The 24,457-nt window shown below is 62.0% G+C and carries 27 protein-coding genes; 15 read left to right on the top strand and 12 right to left on the bottom strand.

From position 1 onward, the window contains the following. Position 1: 1 nt before the first annotated feature. The 7 genes from hpf to ACN6NG_RS24365 all read right to left on the bottom strand — a co-directional run bounded on the left by hpf (position 2) and on the right by ACN6NG_RS24365 (position 5,387). Entirely contained in the window at positions 2–310 is a 309-nt protein-coding gene (gene hpf / locus ACN6NG_RS24395; RefSeq protein ID WP_016501336.1) for a ribosome hibernation-promoting factor, HPF/YfiA family, read from the bottom strand. A gap of 79 nt (positions 311–389) precedes the next feature. Continuing rightward, positions 390–1,883 carry an RNA polymerase factor sigma-54 gene (locus ACN6NG_RS24390; protein ID WP_041167860.1) on the bottom strand — a complete coding sequence of 498 codons (1,494 nt, stop codon included), beginning with the start codon at positions 1,881–1,883 and terminating at the stop codon, positions 390–392. A 175-nt stretch (positions 1,884–2,058) separates the two neighbouring features. Further along, positions 2,059–2,784, bottom strand: coding sequence for an LPS export ABC transporter ATP-binding protein (lptB, locus tag ACN6NG_RS24385; RefSeq protein ID WP_016501334.1), 726 nt, complete (start codon positions 2,782–2,784; stop codon positions 2,059–2,061). Continuing rightward, positions 2,785–3,309: a lipopolysaccharide transport periplasmic protein LptA gene (lptA, locus tag ACN6NG_RS24380; protein ID WP_016501333.1), complete on the bottom strand. Its 525-nt coding sequence runs from the start codon at positions 3,307–3,309 to the stop codon at positions 2,785–2,787. Continuing rightward, complete coding sequence (gene lptC, locus ACN6NG_RS24375; protein WP_474316657.1) at positions 3,296–3,868, bottom strand: LPS export ABC transporter periplasmic protein LptC; 573 nt, start codon at positions 3,866–3,868, stop codon at positions 3,296–3,298. Before lptC ends, lptA begins: the two co-directional genes overlap by 14 nt. An 8-nt stretch (positions 3,869–3,876) precedes the next feature. Further along, complete coding sequence (locus ACN6NG_RS24370; protein WP_063426395.1) at positions 3,877–4,401, bottom strand: KdsC family phosphatase; 525 nt, start codon at positions 4,399–4,401, stop codon at positions 3,877–3,879. A gap of 11 nt (positions 4,402–4,412) precedes the next feature. After that, positions 4,413–5,387, bottom strand: coding sequence for a KpsF/GutQ family sugar-phosphate isomerase (locus ACN6NG_RS24365; RefSeq protein ID WP_016501330.1), 975 nt, complete (start codon positions 5,385–5,387; stop codon positions 4,413–4,415). Positions 5,388–5,635: 248 nt separating this feature from the next. On the opposite strand from ACN6NG_RS24365, the gene ACN6NG_RS24360 reads away from it, so the two are divergent. The 10 genes from ACN6NG_RS24360 (at position 5,636) to hisC (ending at position 13,558) form a co-directional block, all read left to right on the top strand. After that, positions 5,636–6,445, top strand: coding sequence for an ATP-binding cassette domain-containing protein (locus tag ACN6NG_RS24360; protein WP_016501329.1), 810 nt, complete (start codon positions 5,636–5,638; stop codon positions 6,443–6,445). After that, a complete protein-coding gene (gene mlaE, locus ACN6NG_RS24355) occupies positions 6,445–7,242 on the top strand; it encodes a lipid asymmetry maintenance ABC transporter permease subunit MlaE (protein ID WP_016501328.1) in 798 nt (265 codons plus the stop codon). The genes ACN6NG_RS24360 and mlaE overlap by 1 nt, the downstream gene beginning before the upstream one ends. Beyond that, a complete protein-coding gene (gene mlaD / locus ACN6NG_RS24350) occupies positions 7,242–7,727 on the top strand; it encodes an outer membrane lipid asymmetry maintenance protein MlaD (RefSeq protein ID WP_016501327.1) in 486 nt (161 codons plus the stop codon). The genes mlaE and mlaD overlap by 1 nt, the downstream gene beginning before the upstream one ends. 9 nt (positions 7,728–7,736) lie before the next feature. After that, positions 7,737–8,384 (top strand): MlaC/ttg2D family ABC transporter substrate-binding protein, encoded by a 648-nt coding sequence (locus tag ACN6NG_RS24345; RefSeq protein ID WP_016501326.1) that lies wholly within the window; start codon positions 7,737–7,739, stop codon positions 8,382–8,384. After that, entirely contained in the window at positions 8,381–8,683 is a 303-nt protein-coding gene (locus tag ACN6NG_RS24340) for an STAS domain-containing protein (RefSeq protein WP_049276543.1), read from the top strand. Before ACN6NG_RS24345 ends, ACN6NG_RS24340 begins: the two co-directional genes overlap by 4 nt. Positions 8,684–8,800: 117 nt before the next feature. Continuing rightward, a complete protein-coding gene (locus ACN6NG_RS24335) occupies positions 8,801–9,040 on the top strand; it encodes a BolA family protein (RefSeq protein WP_016501324.1) in 240 nt (79 codons plus the stop codon). 23 nt (positions 9,041–9,063) lie between these two features. Continuing rightward, positions 9,064–10,329, top strand: coding sequence for a UDP-N-acetylglucosamine 1-carboxyvinyltransferase (gene murA / locus ACN6NG_RS24330; protein WP_063426397.1), 1,266 nt, complete (start codon positions 9,064–9,066; stop codon positions 10,327–10,329). Between the two features lie 91 nt (positions 10,330–10,420). Then, positions 10,421–11,056: an ATP phosphoribosyltransferase gene (hisG, locus tag ACN6NG_RS24325; protein WP_019471359.1), complete on the top strand. Its 636-nt coding sequence runs from the start codon at positions 10,421–10,423 to the stop codon at positions 11,054–11,056. A gap of 127 nt (positions 11,057–11,183) precedes the next feature. Continuing rightward, positions 11,184–12,509, top strand: a complete 1,326-nt coding sequence (gene hisD, locus ACN6NG_RS24320; RefSeq protein WP_016501321.1) for a histidinol dehydrogenase — start codon at positions 11,184–11,186, stop codon at positions 12,507–12,509. 2 nt (positions 12,510–12,511) lie between these two features. Next, the gene (hisC, locus tag ACN6NG_RS24315) at positions 12,512–13,558 is read left to right on the top strand and encodes a histidinol-phosphate transaminase (RefSeq protein WP_474316647.1); all 1,047 of its coding nucleotides are present in this window, start codon (positions 12,512–12,514) and stop codon (positions 13,556–13,558) included. A gap of 171 nt (positions 13,559–13,729) precedes the next feature. Here hisC and ACN6NG_RS24310 read toward each other — a convergent pair whose 3' ends face one another. Beyond that, on the bottom strand, positions 13,730–14,914 hold the full coding sequence (locus ACN6NG_RS24310) for an alkaline phosphatase family protein (protein WP_474316646.1): 1,185 nt from the start codon (positions 14,912–14,914) through the stop codon (positions 13,730–13,732). A gap of 139 nt (positions 14,915–15,053) precedes the next feature. On the opposite strand from ACN6NG_RS24310, the gene ACN6NG_RS24305 reads away from it, so the two are divergent. From ACN6NG_RS24305 to ACN6NG_RS24295, 3 genes are all read left to right on the top strand, one after another. After that, complete coding sequence (locus ACN6NG_RS24305; protein WP_016501318.1) at positions 15,054–15,704, top strand: FadR/GntR family transcriptional regulator; 651 nt, start codon at positions 15,054–15,056, stop codon at positions 15,702–15,704. A gap of 13 nt (positions 15,705–15,717) precedes the next feature. Next, positions 15,718–16,998: a CynX/NimT family MFS transporter gene (locus tag ACN6NG_RS24300; protein WP_059394664.1), complete on the top strand. Its 1,281-nt coding sequence runs from the start codon at positions 15,718–15,720 to the stop codon at positions 16,996–16,998. A 63-nt stretch (positions 16,999–17,061) separates the two neighbouring features. Continuing rightward, a complete protein-coding gene (locus ACN6NG_RS24295) occupies positions 17,062–17,547 on the top strand; it encodes a nuclear transport factor 2 family protein (protein ID WP_063426401.1) in 486 nt (161 codons plus the stop codon). On the opposite strand, the gene ACN6NG_RS24290 is transcribed toward ACN6NG_RS24295, so the two are convergent. After that, a complete protein-coding gene (locus ACN6NG_RS24290; protein ID WP_474316643.1) occupies positions 17,526–18,425 on the bottom strand; it encodes a hypothetical protein in 900 nt (299 codons plus the stop codon). The genes ACN6NG_RS24295 and ACN6NG_RS24290 overlap by 22 nt on opposite strands. A gap of 28 nt (positions 18,426–18,453) precedes the next feature. Here ACN6NG_RS24290 and ACN6NG_RS24285 point away from each other — a divergent pair, with 28 nt between their 5' ends. Further along, positions 18,454–18,738 carry a GIY-YIG nuclease family protein gene (locus ACN6NG_RS24285; protein ID WP_016485057.1) on the top strand — a complete coding sequence of 95 codons (285 nt, stop codon included), beginning with the start codon at positions 18,454–18,456 and terminating at the stop codon, positions 18,736–18,738. Here the strand turns inward: ACN6NG_RS24285 and yejK are convergent, their stop codons facing one another. Next, positions 18,739–19,746, bottom strand: a complete 1,008-nt coding sequence (gene yejK / locus ACN6NG_RS24280; RefSeq protein ID WP_063426406.1) for a nucleoid-associated protein YejK — start codon at positions 19,744–19,746, stop codon at positions 18,739–18,741. It abuts the gene before it with no gap. Positions 19,747–20,116: 370 nt separating this feature from the next. Here yejK and ACN6NG_RS24275 point away from each other — a divergent pair, with 370 nt between their 5' ends. Continuing rightward, the gene (locus ACN6NG_RS24275; protein ID WP_003255106.1) at positions 20,117–20,398 is read left to right on the top strand and encodes an HU family DNA-binding protein; all 282 of its coding nucleotides are present in this window, start codon (positions 20,117–20,119) and stop codon (positions 20,396–20,398) included. A 51-nt stretch (positions 20,399–20,449) separates the two neighbouring features. On the opposite strand, the gene rlmF is transcribed toward ACN6NG_RS24275, so the two are convergent. Both rlmF and ACN6NG_RS24265 read right to left on the bottom strand, forming a co-directional pair. After that, positions 20,450–21,403, bottom strand: a complete 954-nt coding sequence (rlmF, locus tag ACN6NG_RS24270; protein WP_063426591.1) for a 23S rRNA (adenine(1618)-N(6))-methyltransferase RlmF — start codon at positions 21,401–21,403, stop codon at positions 20,450–20,452. 173 nt (positions 21,404–21,576) lie between these two features. Further along, a complete protein-coding gene (locus ACN6NG_RS24265) occupies positions 21,577–24,423 on the bottom strand; it encodes a valine--tRNA ligase (protein WP_016501312.1) in 2,847 nt (948 codons plus the stop codon). Between the last annotated feature and the right edge of the window lie 34 nt (positions 24,424–24,457).

Raw genomic sequence — 24,457 nt, 5'->3', positions numbered from 1 at the left:
ATCAGCGTGCAGCTGCACCTTGCAGCAGGCTTTGCTGTTTTTCCTTGTGTTTTTTCAGTTGGCGGTCGAGCTTGTCGGCCAAGGCGTCGATTGCTGCATACATGTCTTGGTCTTCGGCATTGGCAACCACTTCACCGCCAGGAATCTGCAGGGTCGCTTCGACCTTCTGCTGCAGCTTCTCGACTTTCATGATGACCTGCACGTTGGTGATCTTGTCGAAGTGACTCGCTACGCGTTTGAGCTTCTGCTCCACATAATCACGCAGCGGTGGGGTGACTTCTACATGCTGTCCACTGATATTGACTTGCATACAGCTTCTCCTTTATTGCCCGTGCATAAAGAGGCAGGTCTCGCACCTGCCCCACAAACGCTGTGGCTCATCTCAGGGGCTACATCAGTCGCTTGCGCTCGCTCGACGGTGCGATGCCGAGGGACTCGCGGTACTTGGCGACGGTGCGACGGGCTACCTGGATGCCTTGTGCCTCCAGTAAACCAGCGATCTTGCTGTCACTCAATGGCTTTTTCTGATTTTCCGCCGCAACCAGTTTCTTGATGATCGCGCGAATCGCCGTGGACGAGCATTCTCCGCCTTCGGAGGTGCTGACGTGGCTGGAGAAAAAGTATTTCAGTTCGTAGATGCCACGCGGTGTGTGCATGTACTTTTGCGTGGTAACCCGCGAAATGGTCGACTCGTGCATCCCCACCGCTTCGGCAATGTCATGCAGCACCAGCGGCTTCATCGCTTCGTCGCCGTGGTCGAGGAAACCACGCTGGTGCTCGACGATCTGGGTGGCAACCTTCATCAGGGTTTCGTTACGGCTTTGCAGGCTCTTGATGAACCAGCGCGCTTCCTGCAACTGGTTGCGCATGAAGGTGTTGTCGGCGCTGGTATCGGCGCGGCGCACGAAACCGGCGTATTGCGGGTTCACCCGCAGGCGCGGTATGGCTTCCTGGTTCAGTTCCACCAGCCAACGGTCGGTATCTTTGCGCACGATGACGTCGGGCACCACGTACTCGGGTTCGCTCGACTCGATCTGCGAACCGGGCCGCGGGTTGAGGCTTTGTACCAGTTCGATGACCTGGCGAAGCTCGTCTTCCTTGATTTTCATGCGCCGCATCAGCTGGCTGTAGTCGCGGCTGCCGAGCAGGTCGATGAAATCGGTGACCAGGCGTTTGGCTTCGGTCATCCACGGGGTATTGGCAGGTAGCTGGCGCAGTTGCAGCAGCAGGCATTCGCCCAGATTGCGGGCGCCGACACCCGCTGGTTCGAACTGCTGGATGCGGTGCAGTACCGCCTCGACTTCGTCCAGCTCGATGTCCAGCTCCGGGTCGAAACCGGCGCAGATTTCTTCGAGGGTGTCTTCCAGGTATCCCTGGCCGTTGATGCTGTCGATGAGGGTAACGGCGATCAGGCGGTCGGTGTCGGACATCGGCGCCAGGTTCAGTTGCCACAGCAGGTGGCTTTGCAGGCTTTCGCCGGCCGATGTGCGGGTGGTGAAGTCCCACTCGTCGTCATCGTTACTCGGCAGGCTGCTGGCGCTGGTCTGGTAGATGTCTTCCCAGGCGGTATCGACTGGAAGCTCGTTGGGAATGCGCTCGCTCCATTCACCGTCTTCCAGGTTGTCGGCACTGATGGTGCTTTCCTGGAAACTGTTGTCCTGGGCTTCGGCTGTCGGCTTGTTCTCGGCGTTGTCCGCCATCGGGTCGCTGTTGTCGAAGTCCTCGCCGTCTTCCTGACGTTCGAGCATCGGGTTCGACTCCAGCGCTTCCTGAATTTCCTGTTGGAGGTCCAGGGTGGAAAGCTGGAGCAGGCGGATGGCCTGTTGCAACTGCGGTGTCATCGTCAGTTGCTGGCCCATTTTTAGGACGAGCGATGGTTTCATGGCAGGGGCTTGTACCTTGTTCGCCGGCGCGCATGCGCCATCCACTACACGAGGGCGCCGGGGCGCCAGATCAAGCAAGTTTTATGCCTTAAATTGTAGCGTTTGCCTAGAGCACCGTAACAACTTTACCCGCAGTTGTGCGGCTATTTTCCGATGCTCCAGGCGCGTGCCGGGGTCAGAGACGGAACTCGTGGCCCAGGTAAACCTCTTTGACCAGGTCGTTGGCCAGGATGGTTTCGGCGTCGCCTTCGGCGATCAGGCGGCCATCATTGACGATATAGGCGGTTTCGCAGATATCCAGGGTCTCGCGCACGTTGTGGTCGGTGATCAGCACACCGATGCCCTTGGCCTTGAGATGGTGGATGATCTGCTTGATGTCGCCGACCGAGATCGGGTCGACACCGGCGAATGGTTCGTCCAGCAAGATGAACTTGGGTGCGGTCGCCAGGGCGCGGGCAATCTCGACGCGACGGCGTTCACCACCAGAAAGGCTCATGCCGAGGTTGTCGCGGATGTGGCTGATGTGGAACTCCTGCAGCAGGCTTTCCAGCTCCTTGCGCCGGCCGTCGCGGTCGATGTCCTTGCGGGTCTCGAGGATGGCCATGATGTTGTCGGCCACCGATAGCTTGCGGAAGATCGAGGCTTCCTGCGGCAGGTAGCCGATGCCAGCACGGGCGCGGCCGTGCATGGGCTGGTGGCTGACATCGAGGTTATCGATGAGCACGCGCCCCTGCTCGGCCTGGACCAGCCCGACAATCATGTAGAAGCAGGTGGTCTTGCCGGCGCCGTTGGGGCCGAGCAGGCCGACGATCTGGCCGCTGTCGATCGACAGGCTGACATCGCGTACGACCTGCCGCCCCTTGTAGCTCTTGGCCAGGTGCTGGGCTTTGAGGGTTGCCATTTACTCGGCCTTCTTCTTGGGCTGGATCACCATGTCGATGCGCTGACGCGGTGTAGTCACGTTGCCACCGCGACCGGCGGTCGCCACCTGGGTCTGGGTGTTGTAGACGATCTTCTCGCCTTCGGTGGTGTTGCCTTCATTCTCGACCTTGGCGCGGTCGGTGAGGATCACCAGGTCTTTCAGCGCCTGATACTGGATGGTCACGCCCCAGCCTTTCATCTTGTCTGGCTTGGCCGCGCTCTGCTGCTGCTCGAAGTAGGCCAGGTTGCCCACCGAGGTCACCACATCGATGTCGCCGGAAGCGGAGCGGGTGATGGTCACGGTGTTGCCTTTGATCATCATCGAGCCCTGGGTAATGACCACGTCGCCGGTGTAGGTGGCTACGCCTTGCTTGTCATCCAGGTGGGCCTGGTCGGCCTGGATGCGGATCGGTTGATCACGGTCATTCGGCAGTGCGAAGGCGCTCGCGCTTCCCAGTGCTGCGCTCAGGCTGAGCAAAAGGGGGAGGGTTTTAACGAGCCTCATACTGTCCTCTTACGTTAGAGAGCAGGTCCATCCTGCTTTCTTTCAAATACGCTTTCATTCCTTTGCCCGTAGTTGTGCCACCGGCGCCGTCGATTCTAACGGCTTGCTCGGTCTGCGCATATTGCTTCTGCGGGAACACGGTCATGCGTGAGCTGGTAATGATGGTTTCACGCTGTTTTTCGTCGATGCGCGCAATCCGGACCTTGTCGATCAGTTCGACCTCGGTGCCGTCCGGGTTGACCTCGGCGCGGGTGCTCTGCACGTGCCATGGGTATTCGGTGCCGCGGTACAGGTGCAGGTCCGGCGTGGTCAGCAACGTGATTTCGCTGGTCTTGAGGTGCTCAACCTTGTCGGCAGTCATTTCGTACTGCAGCTTGCCATCAGGCAAAAACTGCACGCTGTGCGCGTTGATCGCATAGTAGTCGATGGCGCTTTCGTCGACCTGAACCACCGGCTTGTCGAGGAAGCTTTCCGGGCTGACGTTCCAGTAGCCGACCGCCGCCAGCAGGGCGGCGATCACTGCTAGCAGCGCAATATTGCGGGCTTTCTTGCTGAACATGGGCAGCCTTACAGGTAATTGGCGTTGGCAGCGTCCAGGGTGCCCTGGGCCTGCATGATCAGTTCGCAGAATTCACGGGCTGCGCCTTCACCGCCGCGTGCCTGGGTCACGCCGTGGGCGTGCTGGCGAACAAACGGAGCGGCGTTGGCCACGGCCATGCCCAATGCTACCCGGCGAATGACCGGCAGGTCGGGCAGGTCGTCGCCCAGGTAGGCCACTTGATCATAGCTTAGGCCCAGTTCGGCGAGCAGGCCGTCAAGCACGACCAATTTGTCCTCGCGGCCCTGGTACAGGTGCGGGATGCCGAGGTTTTTCGCCCGGCGTTCGACCACAGGGGTTTTACGCCCGCTGATGATCGCGGTGGTCACGCCCGAGACCATGAGCATCTTGATGCCCTGGCCGTCGAGGGTGTTGAAGGTCTTGAACTCGCTGCCGTCTTCGAGGAAGTACAGGCGCCCGTCGGTGAGCACGCCGTCCACATCGAACACTGCCAGCTTGATGGTTTTGCCGCGTTGCATGAGATCCTGGTTCATTCCATCGCTCCTTACATTACACCGGCGCGCAGCAGGTCGTGCATGTTCAGGGCGCCGGTCGGGCGGTCCTCGCGGTCCACCACCACCAGTGCGCCGATCTTGTGGTCTTCCATGATCTTCAAGGCTTCGGCAGCGAGCATTTCGGCGCGGGCCGTCTTGCCGTGCACGGTCATCACCTGGTCGATCAGGGTGGTGTGTACGTCGATGTTGCGGTCCAGGCTGCGGCGCAGGTCGCCGTCGGTGAAGATCCCAGCCAGCGTGCCGTCGGCTTCGACGATCACGGTCATGCCCAGACCTTTGCGGGACATTTCAAGCAGCGCATCCTTGAGCAGGGTGCCGCGGGCTACCTGGGGCAGCTCGTCGCCGCTGTGCATCACGTTCTCGACCTTGAGCAACAGGCGGCGGCCCAGTGCACCGCCCGGGTGCGAGAAGGCAAAGTCTTCTGCCGTGAAGCCGCGGGCTTCGAGCAGGGCGATGGCCAGGCAGTCGCCCAGCACCAGCGATGCGGTGGTGGAAGAGGTGGGTGCCAGGTTAAGTGGGCAGGCCTCTTGCTCTACGCGGGCGTCGAGGTTGACCTCGGCGGCCTGGGCCAGGGGCGAATCAGGGTTGCCGGTCAGGCTGACCAGCTTGATGCCCAGGCGCTTGATCAGCGGCAGCAGGGTGACGATTTCGGCAGTGCTACCGGAATTCGACAGGGCAAGGATGACATCATCGCGGGTTATCATGCCCATGTCGCCATGGCTGGCTTCAGCCGGGTGCACGAAAAATGCCGGCGTACCGGTGCTGGCCAGGGTGGCGGCGATCTTGTTGCCGATATGCCCGGACTTGCCCATGCCGACCACGACCACCCGGCCCTTGCTGGCCAGGATCAGTTCGCAGGCTTTGACGAAATTGTCGTCGATGCGCGCCAACAGGGCCTCTACGGCCTCGAGTTCCAGGCGCAGGGTGCGTTGGGCGGATTGGATCAGCTCGCTGGATTGGCTCATGTCGAGAAAGCAATGCCTGATGAAAAGGCCGCGATTATACGCGCAATGACGAAAACCCTCACCCCTTCGATTGCTGTAGCGAATGTCATCAAAGCCTGTCACAGGGCTGAACGACTGCTTGCCTGGCCTTGGGGCGGTGGCGTCAGCGGTGCTATAGTTCGCCGCTATTCGGCCTGGCAGGGGCGCTTGTGCCTTCCTGATGGAGGCTGGCGTCCACTAGGACGAGGCTGCACTAGCAAGGAGTCTAGATGAGTGTGGATAGCGCCTACGCGGTCGAGTTGAAGGGGGTTACCTTCAAACGCGGTTCGCGCAGCATTTTCAGCAACGTCGACATTCGCATCCCGCGCGGCAAGGTCACCGGCATCATGGGGCCATCGGGTTGCGGCAAGACCACGTTGCTCCGTCTGATGGGCGCGCAGCTGCGCCCCTCCAGCGGTGAGGTATGGGTTGCCGGGCAGAACCTGCCGACGCTGTCGCGCAGCGACTTGTTCGATGCCCGCAAGCAGATGGGCGTGCTGTTCCAGAGTGGTGCACTGTTCACCGACCTTGATGTGTTCGAGAACGTCGCGTTCCCGCTGCGCGTGCACACCCAGCTGTCGGAAGAAATGATCCGCGACATCGTGCTGATGAAGCTGCAGGCCGTGGGCCTGCGCGGTGCCATCGACCTCATGCCCGACGAGTTGTCCGGTGGCATGAAGCGCCGTGTGGCGCTGGCACGGGCAATTGCCCTGGACCCGCAGATCCTCATGTACGACGAACCGTTCGTCGGCCAGGACCCCATTGCCATGGGCGTACTGGTGCGCCTGATCCGCCTGCTCAACGATGCCTTGGGCATCACCAGCATCGTGGTCTCCCACGACCTGGCGGAAACCGCCAGCATCGCCGACTACATCTATGTGGTAGGCGACGGCCAGGTACTGGGGCAGGGCACGCCTGACGAGCTGATGGGCTCCGACAATCCACGGATTCGCCAGTTCATGAAGGGCGACCCGGACGGCCCGGTTCCCTTCCACTTTCCTGCGCCAGACTACCGCGCCGACCTGCTGGGAGCGCGTTGATGCGCAAAAAATCCTTACTTGAACGTGTCCGCCTGCTGGGCCGTTCGGCCATCGACGTGCTGGCCGTGCTCGGGCGTTCGTGCCTGTTCCTGTTTCATGCGCTGGTCGGCCGTGGCGGCATCGGCGGCGGCTTCCAGTTGCTGACCAAGCAGCTGTACTCGGTAGGCGTGCTGTCGCTGGCAATCGTTGTCGTGTCCGGTGTGTTCATCGGCATGGTGCTGGCGCTGCAGGGCTACAGCATCCTGACCAAGTACGGTTCGGAGCAGGCGGTGGGGCAGATGGTCGCCCTGACCCTGCTGCGCGAGCTGGGCCCGGTGGTGACGGCGTTGCTGTTTGCCGGCCGTGCAGGTTCTGCGCTGACCGCCGAAATCGGCAACATGAAGTCCACCGAGCAGCTGTCGAGCCTGGAAATGATCGGCGTCGACCCGCTCAAGTACATCGTCGCGCCGCGCCTGTGGGCCGGCTTCATCTCGCTGCCGCTGCTGGCGCTGATCTTCAGCGTGGTCGGCATCTGGGGTGGCTCGTGGGTGGCCGTGGACTGGCTGGGCGTCTACGAGGGCTCGTTCTGGGCCAACATGCAGAACAGTGTTTCGTTCACTGACGACGTGCTCAACGGGCTGGTCAAGAGCCTGGTATTCGCCTTCGTCACAACCTGGATCGCCGTATTCCAGGGGTACGACTGTGAGCCCACCTCAGAAGGGATCAGCCGTGCCACCACCAAGACCGTGGTCTATGCCTCGTTGGCAGTGCTGGGTCTGGACTTTATTCTGACCGCCTTGATGTTTGGAGATTTCTGATGCAAAACCGCACCCTGGAAATCGGTGTCGGCCTGTTCCTCCTGGCCGGGATCCTGGCGCTGCTGCTGCTGGCCCTGCGTGTCAGCGGGCTGTCGGCCAGCCCGAGCAGCGATACCTATAAAGTTTATGCCTACTTCGACAATATTGCCGGTTTGACGGTCAGAGCTAAAGTGACCATGGCCGGTGTGACCATCGGCAAGGTCACCGCCATCGATCTGGACCGCGATTCCTACACCGGTCGGGTGACGTTGCAGCTGGACAAGACGGTAGACAACCTGCCGACCGACTCCACTGCCTCGATCCTGACCGCCGGTTTGCTTGGCGAGAAGTACATCGGCATCAGCGTAGGCGGTGAAGACCAGGTGCTCAAGGATGGCGCGACCATCCACGACACCCAGTCGGCACTGGTGCTGGAAGATCTCATTGGCAAGTTCCTGCTCAACTCCGTTGGCAAGGAACCGAAAGAAGCGCAACCGGCTAATTAAGGAGTTTCCATGATTTCGATCCTGCGACGTGGCCTGCTGGTTTTGCTGGCGGCTTTCCCCCTGCTGGTCGTGGCCGCGCAGACGCCCCACGATGTGATTCAGGGCACCACCACCGAACTGTTGGGCGACCTCAAGGCCAACAAGGAACAGTACAAGTCCAACCCTGGCGCCTTCTACGATGCACTTAACCGCATCCTCGGCCCGGTGGTGGACGCCGACGGCATTTCCCGCAGCATCATGACCGTCAAGTACTCGCGCAAGGCCACGCCTGAGCAGATGCAGCGCTTCCAGGAAAACTTCAAGCGCAGCCTGATGCAGTTCTATGGCAACGCGCTGCTCGAATACAACAACCAGGGCATCATCGTCGATCCGGCCAAGGCCGATGACGGCAAGCGCGCCAGTGTCGGCATGAAGGTCACTGGCAACAACGGTGCCGTTTACCCGGTGCAGTACACCCTGGAAAACATTGCCGGCGAGTGGAAGGTGCGTAACGTCATCGTCAACGGCATCAACATCGGCAAGCTCTTCCGTGACCAGTTCGCCGATGCCATGCAGCGCAACGGCAACAATCTGGACAAGACCATCGACGGCTGGGCCGGCGAAGTGGCCAAGGCCAAGCAAACCGCGGACAGCTCGCCTGACAAGGAAGTGAAATGAGTGATGCCGGGGTGAGCATGGCCGAACCAGGCGTGCTGCGCCTGGCTGGCGTGCTGGATTACCGCAGCGGCCCGGGCTTGCGCAAGCAAGGCAAGGCATTGATCGACGCGTCTCGCGAGCCACGCCTGGTGCTGGATTGCTCGGCTGTCGAGAAGTCGTCGAGTGTCGGCCTGTCGCTGTTGCTGGCGTTCATTCGCGATGGTCAAGCCGCCGGCAAGGCCTTCGAGGTGCGCGGCATGCCCGACGACATGCGGGAAATCGCCGAGGTTTATGACCTCGATGAAGTGCTGGCGAGCTGATGGCTCGCCACTGATGAGGCCCCTCGGTCAGCGCACGCCCTCGGTGGGCTTCGCAGGCGAGGGGCTTTTTTGTATGATGGCCGACCCGTGCGCATCGGGCGCCGATTGAGGTTGAGCATGCAGGCCCTAGAAGTTAAAAGCTTCCTTGAAGAAAAATTGCCGGGATCCCTGGTTGAAGTTGAAGGCGAAGGCTGCAACTTCCAGTTGAACGTGATCAGCGACGAGTTGGCTGGCCTGAGCCCGGTCAAGCGCCAGCAGGCGATCTATGCTCACCTTAATCCCTGGATCGCCAATGGCAGCATCCATGCGGTAACCATGAAATTTTTCAGCAGCGCAGCCTGGGCTGAGCGCACCTGAGCCAACTTGGCGGCGAGACTCCAATGGACAAACTGATTATTACTGGCGGCGCTCGCCTTGACGGCGAGATCCGCATTTCGGGCGCGAAGAACGCAGCCCTGCCGATTCTGGCGGCGACCCTGCTGGCCGATGGCCCGGTCACCGTGGGCAACCTGCCACACCTGCACGACATCACCACCATGATCGAGCTGTTCGGCCGCATGGGCATCGAGCCTGTGATCGACGAAAAGCTGTCGGTGGAGATTGACCCACGCACCATCAAGACCCTGGTTGCGCCTTACGAGCTGGTCAAGACCATGCGCGCCTCGATCCTGGTACTGGGCCCGATGGTTGCCCGTTTCGGCGAAGCCGAAGTGGCCCTGCCTGGCGGTTGCGCGATTGGTTCGCGCCCGGTCGACCTGCACATCCGCGGCCTCGAGGCCATGGGCGCGAAGATCGAAGTGGAAGGTGGCTACATCAAGGCCAAGGCGCCTGAGGGTGGCCTGCGCGGCGCGCACTTCTTCTTCGACACCGTCAGCGTCACCGGTACCGAGAACATCATGATGGCCGCTGCCCTGGCCAAGGGCCGCAGCGTGTTGCAGAACGCCGCACGCGAGCCTGAAGTGGTCGACCTGGCCAACTTCATCAATGCCATGGGCGGCAATGTCCAGGGCGCGGGTACCGACACCATCACCATCGATGGCGTCGAGCGCCTGCACTCGGCCACCTACCGCGTGATGCCGGACCGCATCGAGACCGGTACCTACCTGGTCGCTGCTGCCGTCACCGGTGGCCGCGTCAAGGTCAAGGACACCGACCCGACCATCCTTGAAGCCGTGCTGGAAAAACTCAAGGAAGCCGGTGCCGACATCAACACCGGCGACGACTGGATCGAGCTGGACATGCATGGCAAGCGGCCAAAGGCCGTCAACCTGCGTACCGCCCCGTACCCGGCGTTCCCGACCGACATGCAGGCGCAGTTCATTTCCCTGAACGCCATTGCCGAAGGCACTGGCGCGGTGATCGAGACCATCTTCGAAAACCGCTTCATGCACGTCTACGAAATGCACCGCATGGGCGCGCAGATCCAGGTCGAAGGCAACACTGCCATCGTCACTGGCGTGAAGTCGCTCAAAGGCGCCCCAGTGATGGCCACCGACCTGCGTGCATCCGCCAGCCTGGTGCTGTCGGCGCTGGTTGCCGAAGGCGATACCCTGATCGACCGCATCTACCACATCGACCGTGGTTACGAGTGCATCGAAGAGAAACTGCAGATGCTCGGCGCGAAAATCCGCCGCGTACCGGGCTAACCGCCCGCAGGTGCAAGGATGCACCTTTCGAATTGAATGCGGCCAGGTCGATGACCTGGCCGGCAGCAGCCGCTTAAGGACCGACGTTCCAATGTTGACCATCGCGCTTTCCAAAGGCCGTATCCTCGACGATACCCTGCCGTTGCTGGCCGAGGCCGGTATCGTGCCCACCGAGAACCCGGACAAGAGCCGCAAACTGATCATCCCCACCACGCAGGACGATGTGCGCCTGCTGATCGTGCGTGCCACCGACGTGCCGACCTATGTCGAGCATGGTGCCGCCGACCTGGGTGTGGCCGGCAAGGACGTGCTGATGGAGTACGGCGGCCAGGGTATGTACGAACCCCTGGACCTGCAGATTGCCCAGTGCAAGCTGATGACTGCCGGTGTGGTCGGCGCGCCCGAGCCCAAGGGCCGCCTGCGCGTGGCCACCAAGTTCGTCAACGTAGCCAAGCGTTACTACGCCGAACAGGGCCGCCAGGTCGACATCATCAAGCTGTATGGTTCGATGGAACTGGCACCGCTGATCAACCTCGCCGACAAGATCATCGACGTGGTCGACACCGGCAACACCCTGCGTGCCAACGGCCTGGAGCCCCAGGACCTGATCGCCACGATCAGCTCGCGCCTGGTGGTCAACAAGGCCTCCATGAAAATGCAGCACGCCCGTATCCAGAGCCTGATCGACACGCTGCGCGAAGCGGTCGAATCGCGACACCGCGGCTGACTCCCTGCGCGCGACCTTCGCTGTCGCGCCCGTCTATCCGCGTCATAGCCACTTTTCTCGGGTGCCCGCGCGGATGGACTGGTAGCCTAGGGCGCCTGAGCATTCGCTAATAATCGAGGCCCTCGCCATGACCGTGTCCACTGCAATTGCCCGTCTCAACGCTGCCGATCCGGATTTCGCCCGACATCTGGATCATCTGCTGAGCTGGGAAAGTGTGTCCGATGACGCGGTCAACCAGCGCGTGCTCGACATTATCAAGGGCGTGCGCGAGCGCGGCGATGCGGCACTGGTGGAGTTCACCCAGCGTTTCGACGGCGTTGCCGCCAACAGCATCGATGACCTGATTCTTGGTCGCGAGCGCCTTGAACTGGCCCTGACCCGCATTACCCCGGTGCAGCGTGAGGCCCTGGAAAAGGCCGCCAACCGTGTGCGCATGTACCACGAGCGGCAGAAGCAGGACTCCTGGCAGTACACCGAGGCTGACGGCACGGTGCTGGGCCAGAAGGTCACCCCGCTGGACCGTGCAGGATTGTATGTGCCGGGCGGCAAGGCGTCGTACCCGTCGTCGGTGCTGATGAACGCCATTCCGGCCAAGGTTGCCGGCGTGGCCGAAGTGGTGATGGTAGTGCCGACCCCGCGTGGTGAGGTCAACGAACTGGTGCTGGCCGCCGCCTGCATCGCCGGCGTCGACCGCGTGTTCACCGTCGGTGGTGCGCAAGCTGTCGCAGCGCTGGCCTACGGCACCGAAAGCGTGCCGCAGGTGGACAAGATTGTCGGTCCTGGCAACATCTACGTGGCCACTGCCAAGCGCCACGTGTTTGGCCAGGTAGGCATCGACATGATCGCCGGCCCGTCGGAAATCCTCGTGGTATGTGACGGCCAGACCGACCCGGACTGGATCGCCATGGACCTGTTCTCCCAGGCCGAGCACGACGAGGATGCCCAGGCCATCCTGGTCAGCCCGGATGCCGCGTTCCTCGACCGCGTTGCCGCCAGCATCGACAAGCTGATGCCGACCATGGAGCGTGCCGATATCATCGAGAAATCGATCAACGGCCGCGGCGCGCTGATCCAGGTGCGTGACATGCAACAGGCCATGGATGTGGCCAACCGCATCGCCCCGGAACACCTGGAGCTGTCGGTGGCCGACCCGCAAGCCTGGCTGCCGCACATTCGCCACGCTGGCGCGATCTTCATGGGCCGCCACACCAGTGAAGCGCTGGGCGATTACTGCGCCGGCCCCAACCACGTGCTGCCTACCTCCGGCACCGCGCGTTTCTCTTCGCCGCTGGGGGTGTACGACTTCCAGAAGCGTTCGTCGATCATCTTCTGTTCCGAGCAGGGCGCGTCCGAGCTGGGCCACACCGCTTCTGTGCTGGCCCGCGGCGAGTCGCTGACCGCCCACGCCCGCAGCGCTGAATACCGTATCCTGACCCAAGAGAAGGGGAACTGAGCATGAGTCGATACTGGAGCCCCTTCGTCAAGGATTTGGTGCCTTACGTGCCGGGCGAGCAACCCAAGCTGGCCCGTCTGGTCAAGCTCAACACCAACGAAAACCCCTACGGCCCGTCGCCCAAGGCGCTGGAGGCCATGAGTGGCGAGCTGAACGACAACCTGCGCCTGTACCCGGACCCTAACGGCGACCGGCTGAAGCAGGCGGTTGCCGAGTACTACGGCGTAACCCCGGGGCAGGTGTTTGTCGGCAACGGCTCGGACGAGGTGCTGGCGCACATTTTCCACGGCCTGTTCCAGCACGATGCACCGCTGCTGTTCCCGGACATCAGCTACAGCTTCTACCCGGTCTATTGCGGCCTGTACGGTATTGCCTTCGAGCAGGTGGCGCTGGATGAGAAGTTCCAGATCCGCATCGAGGACTACAACAAGCCCAACGCCGGCATCATCTTCCCCAACCCCAACGCGCCGACTGGCTGCCTGATGCCGCTGCAGGCGGTGGAGCAGTTGCTGCAGGCCAACCGTGACTCGGTGGTGGTGGTCGATGAGGCCTACATCGATTTCGGTGGCGAGACGGCCATCAGCCTGGTGGACCGCTACGACAACCTGCTGGTGACCCAGACCCTGTCGAAGTCGCGCTCCCTGGCCGGCCTGCGGGTTGGCTTGGCGGTCGGGCACCCGGACCTGATCGAGGCGCTGGAGCGGATCAAGAACAGCTTCAACTCCTACCCGCTGGACCGTGCGGCGATCGTTGGCGCGGCGGTGGCGTTTGAAGACCGCGAGTACTTCGAGCAAACCTGCCGCAAGGTGATCGACAGCCGCGAAGTGCTGGTCGGGCAGCTTGAGGCCAAGGGCTTCGAGGTACTGCCTTCGGCCGCCAACTTCATCTTCGCGCGCCACCCGCAGCAGGATGCCGGCGAGCTGGCTGCGCGTCTTCGTGAGCAAGGTGTGATCGTGCGCCACTTCAAGCAACCACGCATTGCTCAGTTCCTGCGTATTACCATCGGTACGCCAGAGATGAACCAGGCGCTGCTCGATGCGTTGAACTGATTGCATCGCCACTCAGGCTGACGCATCACCCTGTAGGAGCAGCCTTGTGCTGCGAAGAGGCCGGTAAGGCAAGAGACTTTCTTTGGCTGCAATGGCCTCTTCGCAGCACAAGGCTGCTCCTACAGGGCTTTTGTTAGCCTTGAAATCGACGCAGGACTGCTCCTGCACGGCTTAATAGCTGCTCTCTTCAATGACAAACGCCTTGGCGGCTGGCCGGTTGCGCACCGCCGTCGGCGTGCCATCAAGCACCAGCACGTAATCGTTCTGCCTTTCCATCCCCTGCGGATCAGTACATTGCCCGTCCCTGGCCGGTACCTGTGCAACCACTTGCCCGTTCTTCAGAATCGTCAGGTAGCCAGTGGCATTGCTGTTCCAGCGCAACCGTCCCTTGTGTTCATCGGCTCGACCCTTGCGCGCACCGGTTTTACCCAGCAAAGGCGTGCCATCCAGTAGCCATTCCGGCTGCAGCGTCAGGCCCATGTGGCGTAGCACAGTGGGTGCCACTGAAGTCTGCGCGGGGAGGCCATACAGGTTGTTGGGCCCTGGCATTTCCGCAGGAATGCTCAGCTCGGTCAGCTCCTGATTCAGCGGCTTGTTGCTGGCGATGAAGATGCTCTTTTCCTGCTCCGAAGCGCTGCCATGGCCTTTCCCCCAGTAATCGCGCCCATGGTCTGTGCTGATGATCACCAGCCAGTCTTCCTGCGGGTGCAGGCGCCGGCGTTCGTCGACCTTGTCCAGCAAATGCCCGATCTGGCTATCGAGTGTGCGCAACGCCTGCTGATAGTGATCGCCAAAGCCACTGTCGTGCCCGACCTGGTCTGCCGCATCCAGCTGAATGAATGTGAAGTCGGCCGGCGTGTTGGCAAGGATTTGCAGCGTTCGTTCAATTACCCGCGCATCTGACAAACCACTCTCGCGTACATCGGCACCATGGGCATCTTCCAGCAGGAATGCCGTGTTCAGCGGCGACCAACCCACCACACTGGACAGGTAAGCGTTGGGCATGGCCAGGCGCAGCCTTTTGAACAGGCTGGGAAACGCCGGATCTACCCGCAACGACTCGGTATCCGAGTCGACGCCATGCTTGTTGCTCCAGACGCCGGTAAGCAGCGTGACCCAGCCCGGGCCGCTCAAGGTAGGCTGCTCGCTGGCCTTGCCGTTGATTCCGCCAGCGTAGGCCTTGCCGTAATACAGCCGTTGTTTCAGGTTGGTGGCGTCGCCCAACAGCAGGTATTGCTCCAATTGCACACCGTCCAGCCCGATGAGCAAGGCTTTGGGGCGGCTGGGGTGTCTGGCCGGATCGCAACCCGGCAGCATTGCCAGAAACAGCATTAACATCAGGCTCGCCAGTCGCATGTAAGTACACCCCTGAAAAAACACTGCGAGCGTTGCAACAAAGGGTTTTGTTCACAACTGGCAGAAATACCAGGTGGTTTGCGGCGTTACCCGGCATCCAGTAAGCTGTGCTAATTCATCGGATGATTGGTTGAGTAAGATGAGCACCGAGTTGACCAAGCGTTCCCTGGTCGAACTGGCCGTGGAGCGCATGCGCGAGCGCATCGTGTTGGGCGACTGGCAAGTCGGCCAGCGTTTGCCCACCGAGCCGGAACTGGCCCTTCAGCTGGGCATCAGCCGCAACACTGTGCGTGAGGCCATGCGCGTGCTGGCGTTCAGTGGCCTGGTGGAAATTCGTCAGGGCGACGGCAGCTACCTGCGCACGGCTCAGGACCCATTGCAGGCGGTGCAGGCAATGTCCCGCTGCACCCCCGAGCAGGCCCGTGAAACCCGCCATATCCTCGAAGCCGAGGCCATTGGCCTGGCGGCGTTGCGCCGCACGGATGCCGACCTGCAAGCGCTGCGCGAGGCCCTGGCCGGCAGTGCCGGGCACTTCCACGGGAATGTCGATGCCTATGTAGCGTGTGACCTGGTGTTTCACCAGCGGCTGGTCGATGCCGCCCACAACCCGGCATTGAGCGAGCTGTACCGGTACTTTTCCGGGGTGGTGGCTGCCGCTCTTCAGCACAACATGGCGACCGTGCCCCGATGCCAGGCCACGTTCGATCTGCATGGGCAGATCCTCGATGCCATCGAACAACGTGATGCGGAGCGGGCCAAGCGCCTGAGCCGTACCCTCATCGAATCCTGACTCCGAGAAGGCCATGGCTGAATCCATCACCCGTAACAACCCGCGCAACGAGCGGGACCTCGATGAGCTGCTGATCGACGCGGAAGCGGACGACGAGCAGGTGCAGCAGCAGCCTGTGGTATTGCGGCGGCCTTGGCTGTTGCTGCTTGGCCTGGTGCTGGTGGCATTGAACCTGCGCCCTGCGTTGTCGAGCATGGCGCCGGTGCTGGGGCAGGTTGCCGAAGGCCTGGGGCTGAGTGCCTCGCAGGCCGGGTTGCTGACCACCTTGCCGGTGCTGTGCCTGGGGCTGTTCGCCCCACTGGCGCCGGTGCTGGCGCGGCGTTTTGGCAGCGAGCGGGTGATTCTGGGCATTCTCGTCACGCTGGCGCTGGGCATCGTGGTGCGAAGCGCCTTTGGGGCCATCGGGGTGTTCCTTGGCAGCCTGATGGCGGGGGCCAGCATCGGAATTATCGGCGTGCTGTTGCCGGGTATCGTCAAGCGCGACTTCCCGCAGCACGCTGGCACACTGACCGGTGTGTACACCATGGCGTTGTGCCTGGGCGCAGCGATGGCAGCCGGTGCCACCGTACCTTTGGCCCAACATTTTGACGGCAGCTGGGCGCTGGGGTTGGGCTTCTGGGTGCTACCGGCCCTGCTGGCCATGCTGGTGTGGCTGCCGCAGGCCCGCCAGGGGCATGGCCTGCACAAGGTGGCCTATCGCGTGCGTGGCCTGTGGCGTGACCCGCTGGCCTGGCAGGTGACCCTTTACATGGGCCTGCAGTCATCGCTGGCTTACATCGTGTTCGGCTGGTTGCCATCGATCCTCATCGGTCGCGGCCTGAGCCCGACCGAGGCGGGGCTGGTGTTGTCGGGGTCGGTGATCGTGCAGCTGGTCAGCTCGCTGAGTGCGCCTTGGCTGGCCACCCGCGGCAAGGACCAGCGGCTGGCGATCGTGCTGGTCATGCTGATTACCCTGGCTGGCCTGTTCGGTTGCCTGTATGCACCGGTGTCCGGGCTGTGGGGATGGGCCGTGGTGTTGGGCCTGGGGCAGGGCGGAACCTTTGCCCTGGCGCTGACCTTGATCGTGCTGCGCTCGAAAGATGCCCATGTGGCCGCGAACCTGTCGAGCATGGCCCAGGGGGTAGGTTATACCCTGGCGTCGATGGGGCCGTTTGCGGTGGGCCTGGTGCATGACCTGACAGGGGGCTGGGCGGCAGTAGGGTGGATTTTTGCTGTGCTGGGGGTAGGTGCAATCGTGTTCGGGCTGGGTGCCGGGCGGGCGTTGCATGTGCAGGTGACCAGCGAAAAAGTTTGAGACTGGCATAAGCCATCGGGGCAGATTATCGTGCTGCTTTCGAGCCCAGGACGGACCTGCCCCATGAGTGATGCCAACCGCGACCTGATCACCCGCTTCTACCAGGCCTTCCAGCGCCTGGACGCCGAGGCCATGGTGGCCTGCTACAGCGACGATATCGTTTTCAGCGACCCGGTTTTCGGCACCCTGCGCGGGAAGGATGCGGGGGACATGTGGCGCATGCTCACCACCCGCGCCAAAGACTTCACCCTGGCATTCGACAGTGTGCGCGCCGACGAGCGCAGCGGCGGCGCGCACTGGGTGGCGACCTACCTGTTCAGCCAGACCGGCCGTATTGTGGTCAACGACATCCAGGCACGGTTTGTCATTCGCGATGGGTTGATCTGCCAGCATGACGACACCTTCGACCTATGGCGCTGGTCGCGGCAGGCGCTGGGTGTGCCGGGGGTGTTGCTGGGGTGGTCGCCCATGCTCAAGAACAAGGTTCGCCAGCAGGCCTTCAAGGGCCTGCGGGCTTACCAGCACAGTCAGGGCAGCGCTACAGCCTGATCGTCCTCGTGGTAGCTGAACCTGGCACTGTCCTGCAGTGACTTGGGCAGCTGTATGCGGATGACGGGAATGAAACTGCCGTGGGTCTGGTGCCAGTCGCGCTGGTCCGCCTGAGCCTGCTCAAGCGCGCCGTGTGGGCCGTCGATGTAGAAGAACGATTGAATCGGCAGGCTGGCGGAGCGTGCTTCGTTCCACGCGCCGATCATCACCTCGTTCCACGGGAACGGCATTTCCGCGGCGAACAATTGCCTGGTCCGCAGGCTTTGGTGGAAAGCCTCGGCCCGCTCCGGCACCCGTGCGCGCTGGATGTCGAAGGCACATTGCTGTTTGTAGTCACCGGTTTTCCTGAACTGCGCGATCCAGTCCTCCGCCGTCAGGATGCCCTGCTCATGGCAGACGGTTTCTACTTCAGCCGTCTGGCGGTTGTCGCCGCAGCCGCGGGAGCCGCGTTCCCAGGTATCGCCATCGCTGGGCATGGCGCAGAGCATTTCATAGCGCATGGTGCCTTTGGGCCGTTGCAGCATGGGGTGCAAGGTGAAACCGCTGCGGCCATCTTCTGCCAGGCGGGTCACCGGAATATCTGCGCGCAGGTAGGAAAACGACACCGCACCTTTGGCCTTGGAGTTGGGGCTGTGGTGCCAGGTGTGATAAGCGGGCGAGGGCCGCGTCGACCTTAGCAGCACCCCGGAACAGGCATGGGCGGGTACGGCTTCGCCCTCGCATTGTGGCGGGGTCGAGTCATAGTTGGCCTGCATTTTTTGGGCGACCTTTGCGCCGATGGAGGCGTTGGCGGTAATGGCAATGGTCGACAGCGTTGCGCCGAGCAGTATTTGCGGTAGTGTGCGGAACATGATGTAGCCCTCAAGCGTTGGGCTCACCAAATTAATCATCGAAAGAGCTGGCGTCGTGAGTGAAGAATTGCCGCAACCGGTAGCGAAACCCTGGTATGTCTACCTTGTGCGTGCCGCCAATGGTTCGCTCTACTGCGGTATCAGTGACGACCCGCAGCGGCGTTTCGTGGCGCATCAGAAAGGGCAGGGCGCGCGGTATTTCAAGACCAGCCCCGCGCAGGCGCTGGTCTATGTGGAGCAGTGGCCGAACAAAGGCGAGGCGTTGCGCCAGGAGCGGCTGGTGAAGCGGCTGCGCAAGTCGGCCAAGGAGGCGCTGGTCGCCTCCTATGCAGGCAGCTGATCAGTCCTTGCGGCGCTTGAGCTGATCGACCAGCTGAGTTGGCAGGCCCTTGATAACCAAGGTACCAGCCTCTTCATCATATTCAACCTTGTCCCCCAGCAGGTGCGCCTCGAAGCTGATCGACAGCCCCTCGGCACGCCCGGTGAAGCGGCGGAACTGGTTGAGGGTGCGCTTGTCTGCGGGGATTTCCGGCGACAGGCCGTAATCCTTGTTGCGGATATGATCGTAGAACGCCTTTGGCCGGTCCTCGTCGATCAGGCTGGACAGTTCCTCCAGCGTTACCGGTTCGCCCATTTTGGTCTGGCTAGTCGCGTATTCGACCAGGGTCTGGGTCTTTTCGCGGGCGGACTCTTCGGGCAAGTCTTCGCTCTCGACGAAGTCACTGAAGGCCCTGAGCAGGGTGCGGGTTTCGCCCGGGCCGTCGACGCCTTCCTGGCAGCCGATGAAGTCGCGGAAATAGTCCGAGACCTTTTTGCCGTTCTTGCCTTTGATGAACGAAATGTACTGCTTGGAATTCTTGTTGTTCTTCCACTCCGACAGGTTGATGCGCGCTGCCAGGTGCAACTGGCCAAGGTCAAGGTGGCGCGAAGGGGTCACATCAAGCTCGGCGTTCACCGCCACGCCTTCACTGTGGTGCAACAGGGCAATCGCCAGGTATTCGGTCATGCCTTGCTGGTAGTGAGCAAAAAGGGTGTGGCCGCCAGTAGACAGGTTGGACTCTTCCATCAGCTTTTGCAGGTGCTCCACCGCCACGCGGCTGAATGCGGTGAAGTCCTTTTCCTCGTCGAGGTACTGCTTCAGCCAGCCGCTCAGCGGATACGCCCCGGACTCACCGTGGAAGAACCCCCAGGCCTTGCCTTGCTTGGCGTTGTAACTGTCGTTGAGGTCTGCCAGCAGGTTTTCGATGGCGTCGGAAGCCGCCAGCTCGGCGTCGCGGGCGTGCAGTACAGCAGGGCTGCCATCGGGCTTTTTGTCGATCAGGTGAACGATGCAATGACGGATTGGCATGGGATTCTCGGCGAGCTGCAAAAGGCGTCAAGTTTACCCTAGACACAAGGTGATGCAGTGGCCGTATGTTGGCAGATATGTCGGTTGTTCGTTTTTTGTTCAGTTTTGCGCGTTTTAGGCTAAAACCCCCGAAAAACCTGCATTAAATCGAAGTGCGCAGCGGATATTTATCCATTCCTGTGGTAGTTTTGCGCGGTCTTGCGCCCCTCATATGGCGCAGTGCTGGCAGCGTGCTGTCGTCGTGTCGAACCAAACGCCGATTTACGTATCTACATACGCGATTGGCGCGGCCCTCCACTGTAAGGGGCTGGCCCGATAACGTCGTAGTTCGCTGCATAACCATCGAATTTGATAGGGAAGGAACATCACCATGGCATTGACCAAAGACCAACTGATTGCCGACATCGCCGAATCGATCGCCGCGCCAAAAGCCACCGCTAAAAACGCTCTGGAGCAACTGGGCCAGATCGTTGCCGACCAACTGGAAAACGGCGCTGAAATCACTCTGCCAGGCATCGGCAAGCTGAAAGTCTCCGAGCGTCCTGCCCGTACCGGCCGCAACCCTTCGACTGGCGCTGCCATCGAAATCGCTGCCAAGAAAGTCGTCAAGTTCGTTCCAGCCAAAGTGCTGACCGATGCCATCAACAAGTAATTGTTGAAGCGTTGACAAAAACCGCGCCTGGCTTGCCCAGGCGCGGTTTTTTCATGCCTGTGATTTACGCTGGGCGTGCCAGGCCTTGCGCGCGGCGTCGTCATGGAAGCTCCAGGCGACCATGCGGCTCTGTTTCTGCCCCTGGCCCATCTCAATGATGCGTACGGCCTTGGCACCGGCCTTTTTCAACGCAGCGTCTATCCCCGGCAGGTTGCTGGCCTTGGACACCAGGCTGGTAAACCACAGCACCCGTTTGGCGTACTGCACACTTTCGCCAACCAGTTGGGTGACAAAGCGGATTTCGCCGCCTTCGCACCACAATTCATTGTTCTGGCCCCCGAAGTTCAGCACCGGCAGCTTGCGCTTGGGGTCCTGCTTGCCGAGGTTTTTCCACTTGCGCTGGCTGCCGCGGGTGGCTTCCTCGCGCGAGGCATGGAAGGGCGGGTTGCACAGGGTCAGGTCGAAGCGGTCGTCATCCTGCAGCAGGCCGCTGAGGATATACGCGCGGTTGGCCTGTTGGCGCAGGGTGATGGCCTTGCCCAGGCCATTGGCCTGGACGATGGCCTTGGCCGAGGCCAGGGCCACGGGGTCGATGTCCGAGCCGAGGAAGCGCCAGCGGTAGTCGCTGTAGCCCAGCAGCGGGTAGATGCAGTTGGCACCCACGCCGATATCCAGCGCCCGCACCTGTGCGCCTTTGGGCACTTCACCGGCATTGTCGTCGGCCAGCAGGTCGGCGGCCGCGTGGATGTAGTCGGCGCGACCGGGAATGGGTGGGCACAGGTAATCGGCGGGGATGTCCCAGTGCTGGATGCCGTACTGGGCCTTGAGCAGGGCGCGGTTGAACACCCGCACGGCTTCGGGGTTGGCGAAGTCGATGCTGGGTTTGCCGTGGGGGTTGGTGATGGTAAAGCGCGCCAGGTCAGGGTGGGCCTTGATCAGGCTGGGGAAGTCGTAACGGCCCTGGTGGCGGTTGCGCGGGTGCAGGGTGGGTTTGTCTTGGGTCATGCTCGGGTCCGGTGCTGCATGTGCTGGCCAGGCGGCCGCTGTGCGGCCCATTCGCGGCACAAGGCCGCTCCTGCAGGATAGCGGCGCCCTTGAAACCGGCGCCGTCCCTGTAGGAGCGGCCTTGTGCCGCGAACGAGGGCGAAGCCCTCGCTGGTCAGATCAGCAGTGTCAAGTTACAGCGCTGCAATCCGCGCATGCTGCTCGGTGAAGTTGGCCAGGGCCTGTTCGGACTCGGCCAGCTTGGCGCGTTCCTTTTCGATCACGGCAGGCGGTGCCTTGTCGACGAAGGCGGCGTTGGACAGCTTGCCGCCAACACGTTGCACTTCGCCTTGCAGACGCTGGATTTCCTTGTTCAGGCGCGCCAGCTCGGCATCCTTGTCGATCAGGCCGGCCATTGGCACCAGCACTTGCAGGTCACCGACCAGGGCAGTGGCCGACAGCGGCGCTTCGTCGGCATCGCCGAGGACGGTGAACGACTCGACCTTGGCCAGCTTCTTCAGCAGCGCTTCGTTTTCGTGCAGGCGGCGCTGGTCGTCGGCGTTGGCGTTTTTCAGGAACAGCGGCAGCGGCTTGCCCGGGCCGATGTTCATCTCGGCGCGGATATTGCGCAGGCCGACCATCAGTTCCTTCAGCCACTCGATGTCGCCTTCGGCAGCTGCGTCGATGCGCGCTTCATTGGCCACCGGCCACGGCTGCAGCATGATGGTCTTGCCTTCGATACCGGCCAGTGGCGCGATGCGCTGCCAGATTTCTTCGGTAATGAACGGCATGAACGGGTGCGCCAGGCGCAGCGCCACTTCCAGTACGCGCACCAGGGTGCGACGGGTGCCGCGGGCGCGCTCGACCGGGGCGTTTTCGTCCCACAGGACCGGCTTGGACAGCTCCAGGTACCAGTCGCAGTACTGGTTCCAGATGAACTCGTAAAGCGCCTGGCTGGCCAGGTCGAAGCGGAACTGCTCCAGCTGGCGGGTCACTTCGGCTTCGGTGCGCTGCAGCTGCGAGATGATCCAGCGGTCAGCCAACGACAGTTCGTAGGCTTCGCCGTTCTGGCCGCAGTCTTCGCCTTTGTCCAGTACGTAGCGGGCGGCGTTCCAGATCTTGTTGCAGAAGTTGCGGTAGCCTTCGACGCGGCCCATGTCGAACTTGATGTCGCGGCCAGTGGAGGCCAGCGAGCAGAAGGTGAAGCGCAGGGCGTCGGTGCCGTAGCTGGCGATACCTTCGGGGAACTCGGCCTTGGTCTGCTTGGCGATCTTCTCGGCAAGCTTGGGCTGCATCATGCCGCTGGTGCGTTTTTCCAGCAGGGCGTCGAGGGTAATGCCGTCGACGATGTCCAGCGGGTCGAGGACGTTGCCCTTGGACTTGGACATCTTCTGGCCCTGGCCGTCACGCACCAGGCCGTGCACGTACACGGTCTTGAACGGGACTTGCGGGGTGCCGTCTTCGTTCTTGATCAGGTGCATGGTCAGCATGATCATGCGCGCAACCCAGAAGAAGATGATGTCGAAGCCGGTTACCAGCACATCGGTGGAGTGGAACTTCTTGAGGAACTCGGTCTGTTCCGGCCAGCCCAGGGTGGAGAAGGTCCACAGGCCCGAGCTGAACCAGGTGTCGAGTACGTCGTCGTCCTGGCGCAGGGCCACGTCGGCGCCCAGGTTGTGCTTGGCACGCACTTCGGCTTCGTCGCGGCCAACGTAGACTTGGCCGGCCTCGTCGTACCACGCGGGGATGCGGTGGCCCCACCACAGCTGGCGGCTGATGCACCAGTCCTGGATGTCACGCATCCAGGAGAAGTACATGTTCTCGTACTGCTTGGGCACGAACTGGATGCGGCCATCTTCCACGGCAGCAATGGCAGGTTCTGCCAGCGGCTTGGTGGAGACGTACCACTGGTCCGTCAGCCACGGCTCGATGACGGTGCCCGAACGGTCGCCTTTTGGCACTTTCAGGGCGTGGTCGTCGATGCTCACCAGCAGGCCCTGGGCGTCCAGGTCGGCAACGATCTGCTTGCGCGCGACGAAGCGGTCAAGGTTGGCGTACTGGGCCGGCAGGCGGGTGTCGACCTGCTCGTTGATACTGCCGTCGAGGTTGAAGGCCTGGGCGCTGGCCAGCACGAAGGCATTCTTGTCGAAGATGTTCAGCAGCGGCAGGTTGTGGCGCTTGCCGACTTCGTAGTCGTTGAAGTCGTGAGCCGGGGTGATCTTCACGCAGCCGGTACCGAACTCGGGGTCGCAGTAGTCGTCGGCGATGATCGGGATGCGGCGGCCAACCAGCGGCAGTTCGACGAACTTGCCGATTAGCGCCTGGTAGCGTTCGTCAGTCGGGTTGACCGCAACGGCCGCGTCACCCAGCAGGGTTTCCGGACGGGTGGTGGCAACGACCAGGTAGTCCAGGCCCTCGGCGGTCTTGGCGCCGTCGGCCAACGGGTAGCGCAGGTTCCACAGGTGGCCCTTTTCGTCGTGGTTTTCCACTTCGAGGTCGGAGATGGCCGTGTGCAGCTTGGTGTCCCAGTTGACCAGGCGCTTGCCGCGGTAGATCAGGCCGTCTTCGTGCAGGCGCACGAAAGCTTCCTTGACCGCGTCGGACAGGCCGTCATCCATGGTGAAACGCTCGCGGCTCCAGTCTACCGACGAGCCCAGACGGCGGATCTGGCGGCTGATGTTGCCACCGGACTGGTCCTTCCATTCCCAGACTTTTTCCAGGAACTTCTCGCGGCCCAGGTCGTGCCGGTTCTGGCCCTTGGCTTCGAGCTGGCGCTCGACCAGCATCTGGGTGGCGATACCGGCGTGGTCGGTACCTGGCTGCCACAGGGTGTCGCGGCCTTGCATGCGGCGGAAACGGATCAGGGCGTCCATGATCGCGTTGTTGAACCCGTGGCCCATGTGCAGGCTGCCGGTCACGTTCGGCGGCGGGATCATGATGGTGTAGGACTCGCCTGCACCTTGTGGGGCGAAATAGTTCTCGGACTCCCAGGTGTTGTACCAGGAAGTTTCGATGGCGTGCGGCTGGTAGGTCTTATCCATGCGCGGCGGGACCCTGTGCATTTATTCGGGAAAG

It is taken from the genome of Pseudomonas sp. TSO6, assembly GCF_056098905.1.
The sequence above is the reverse complement of the archived record's forward strand: the minus strand, read 5'-3'. Positions and strand labels throughout refer to the sequence as shown.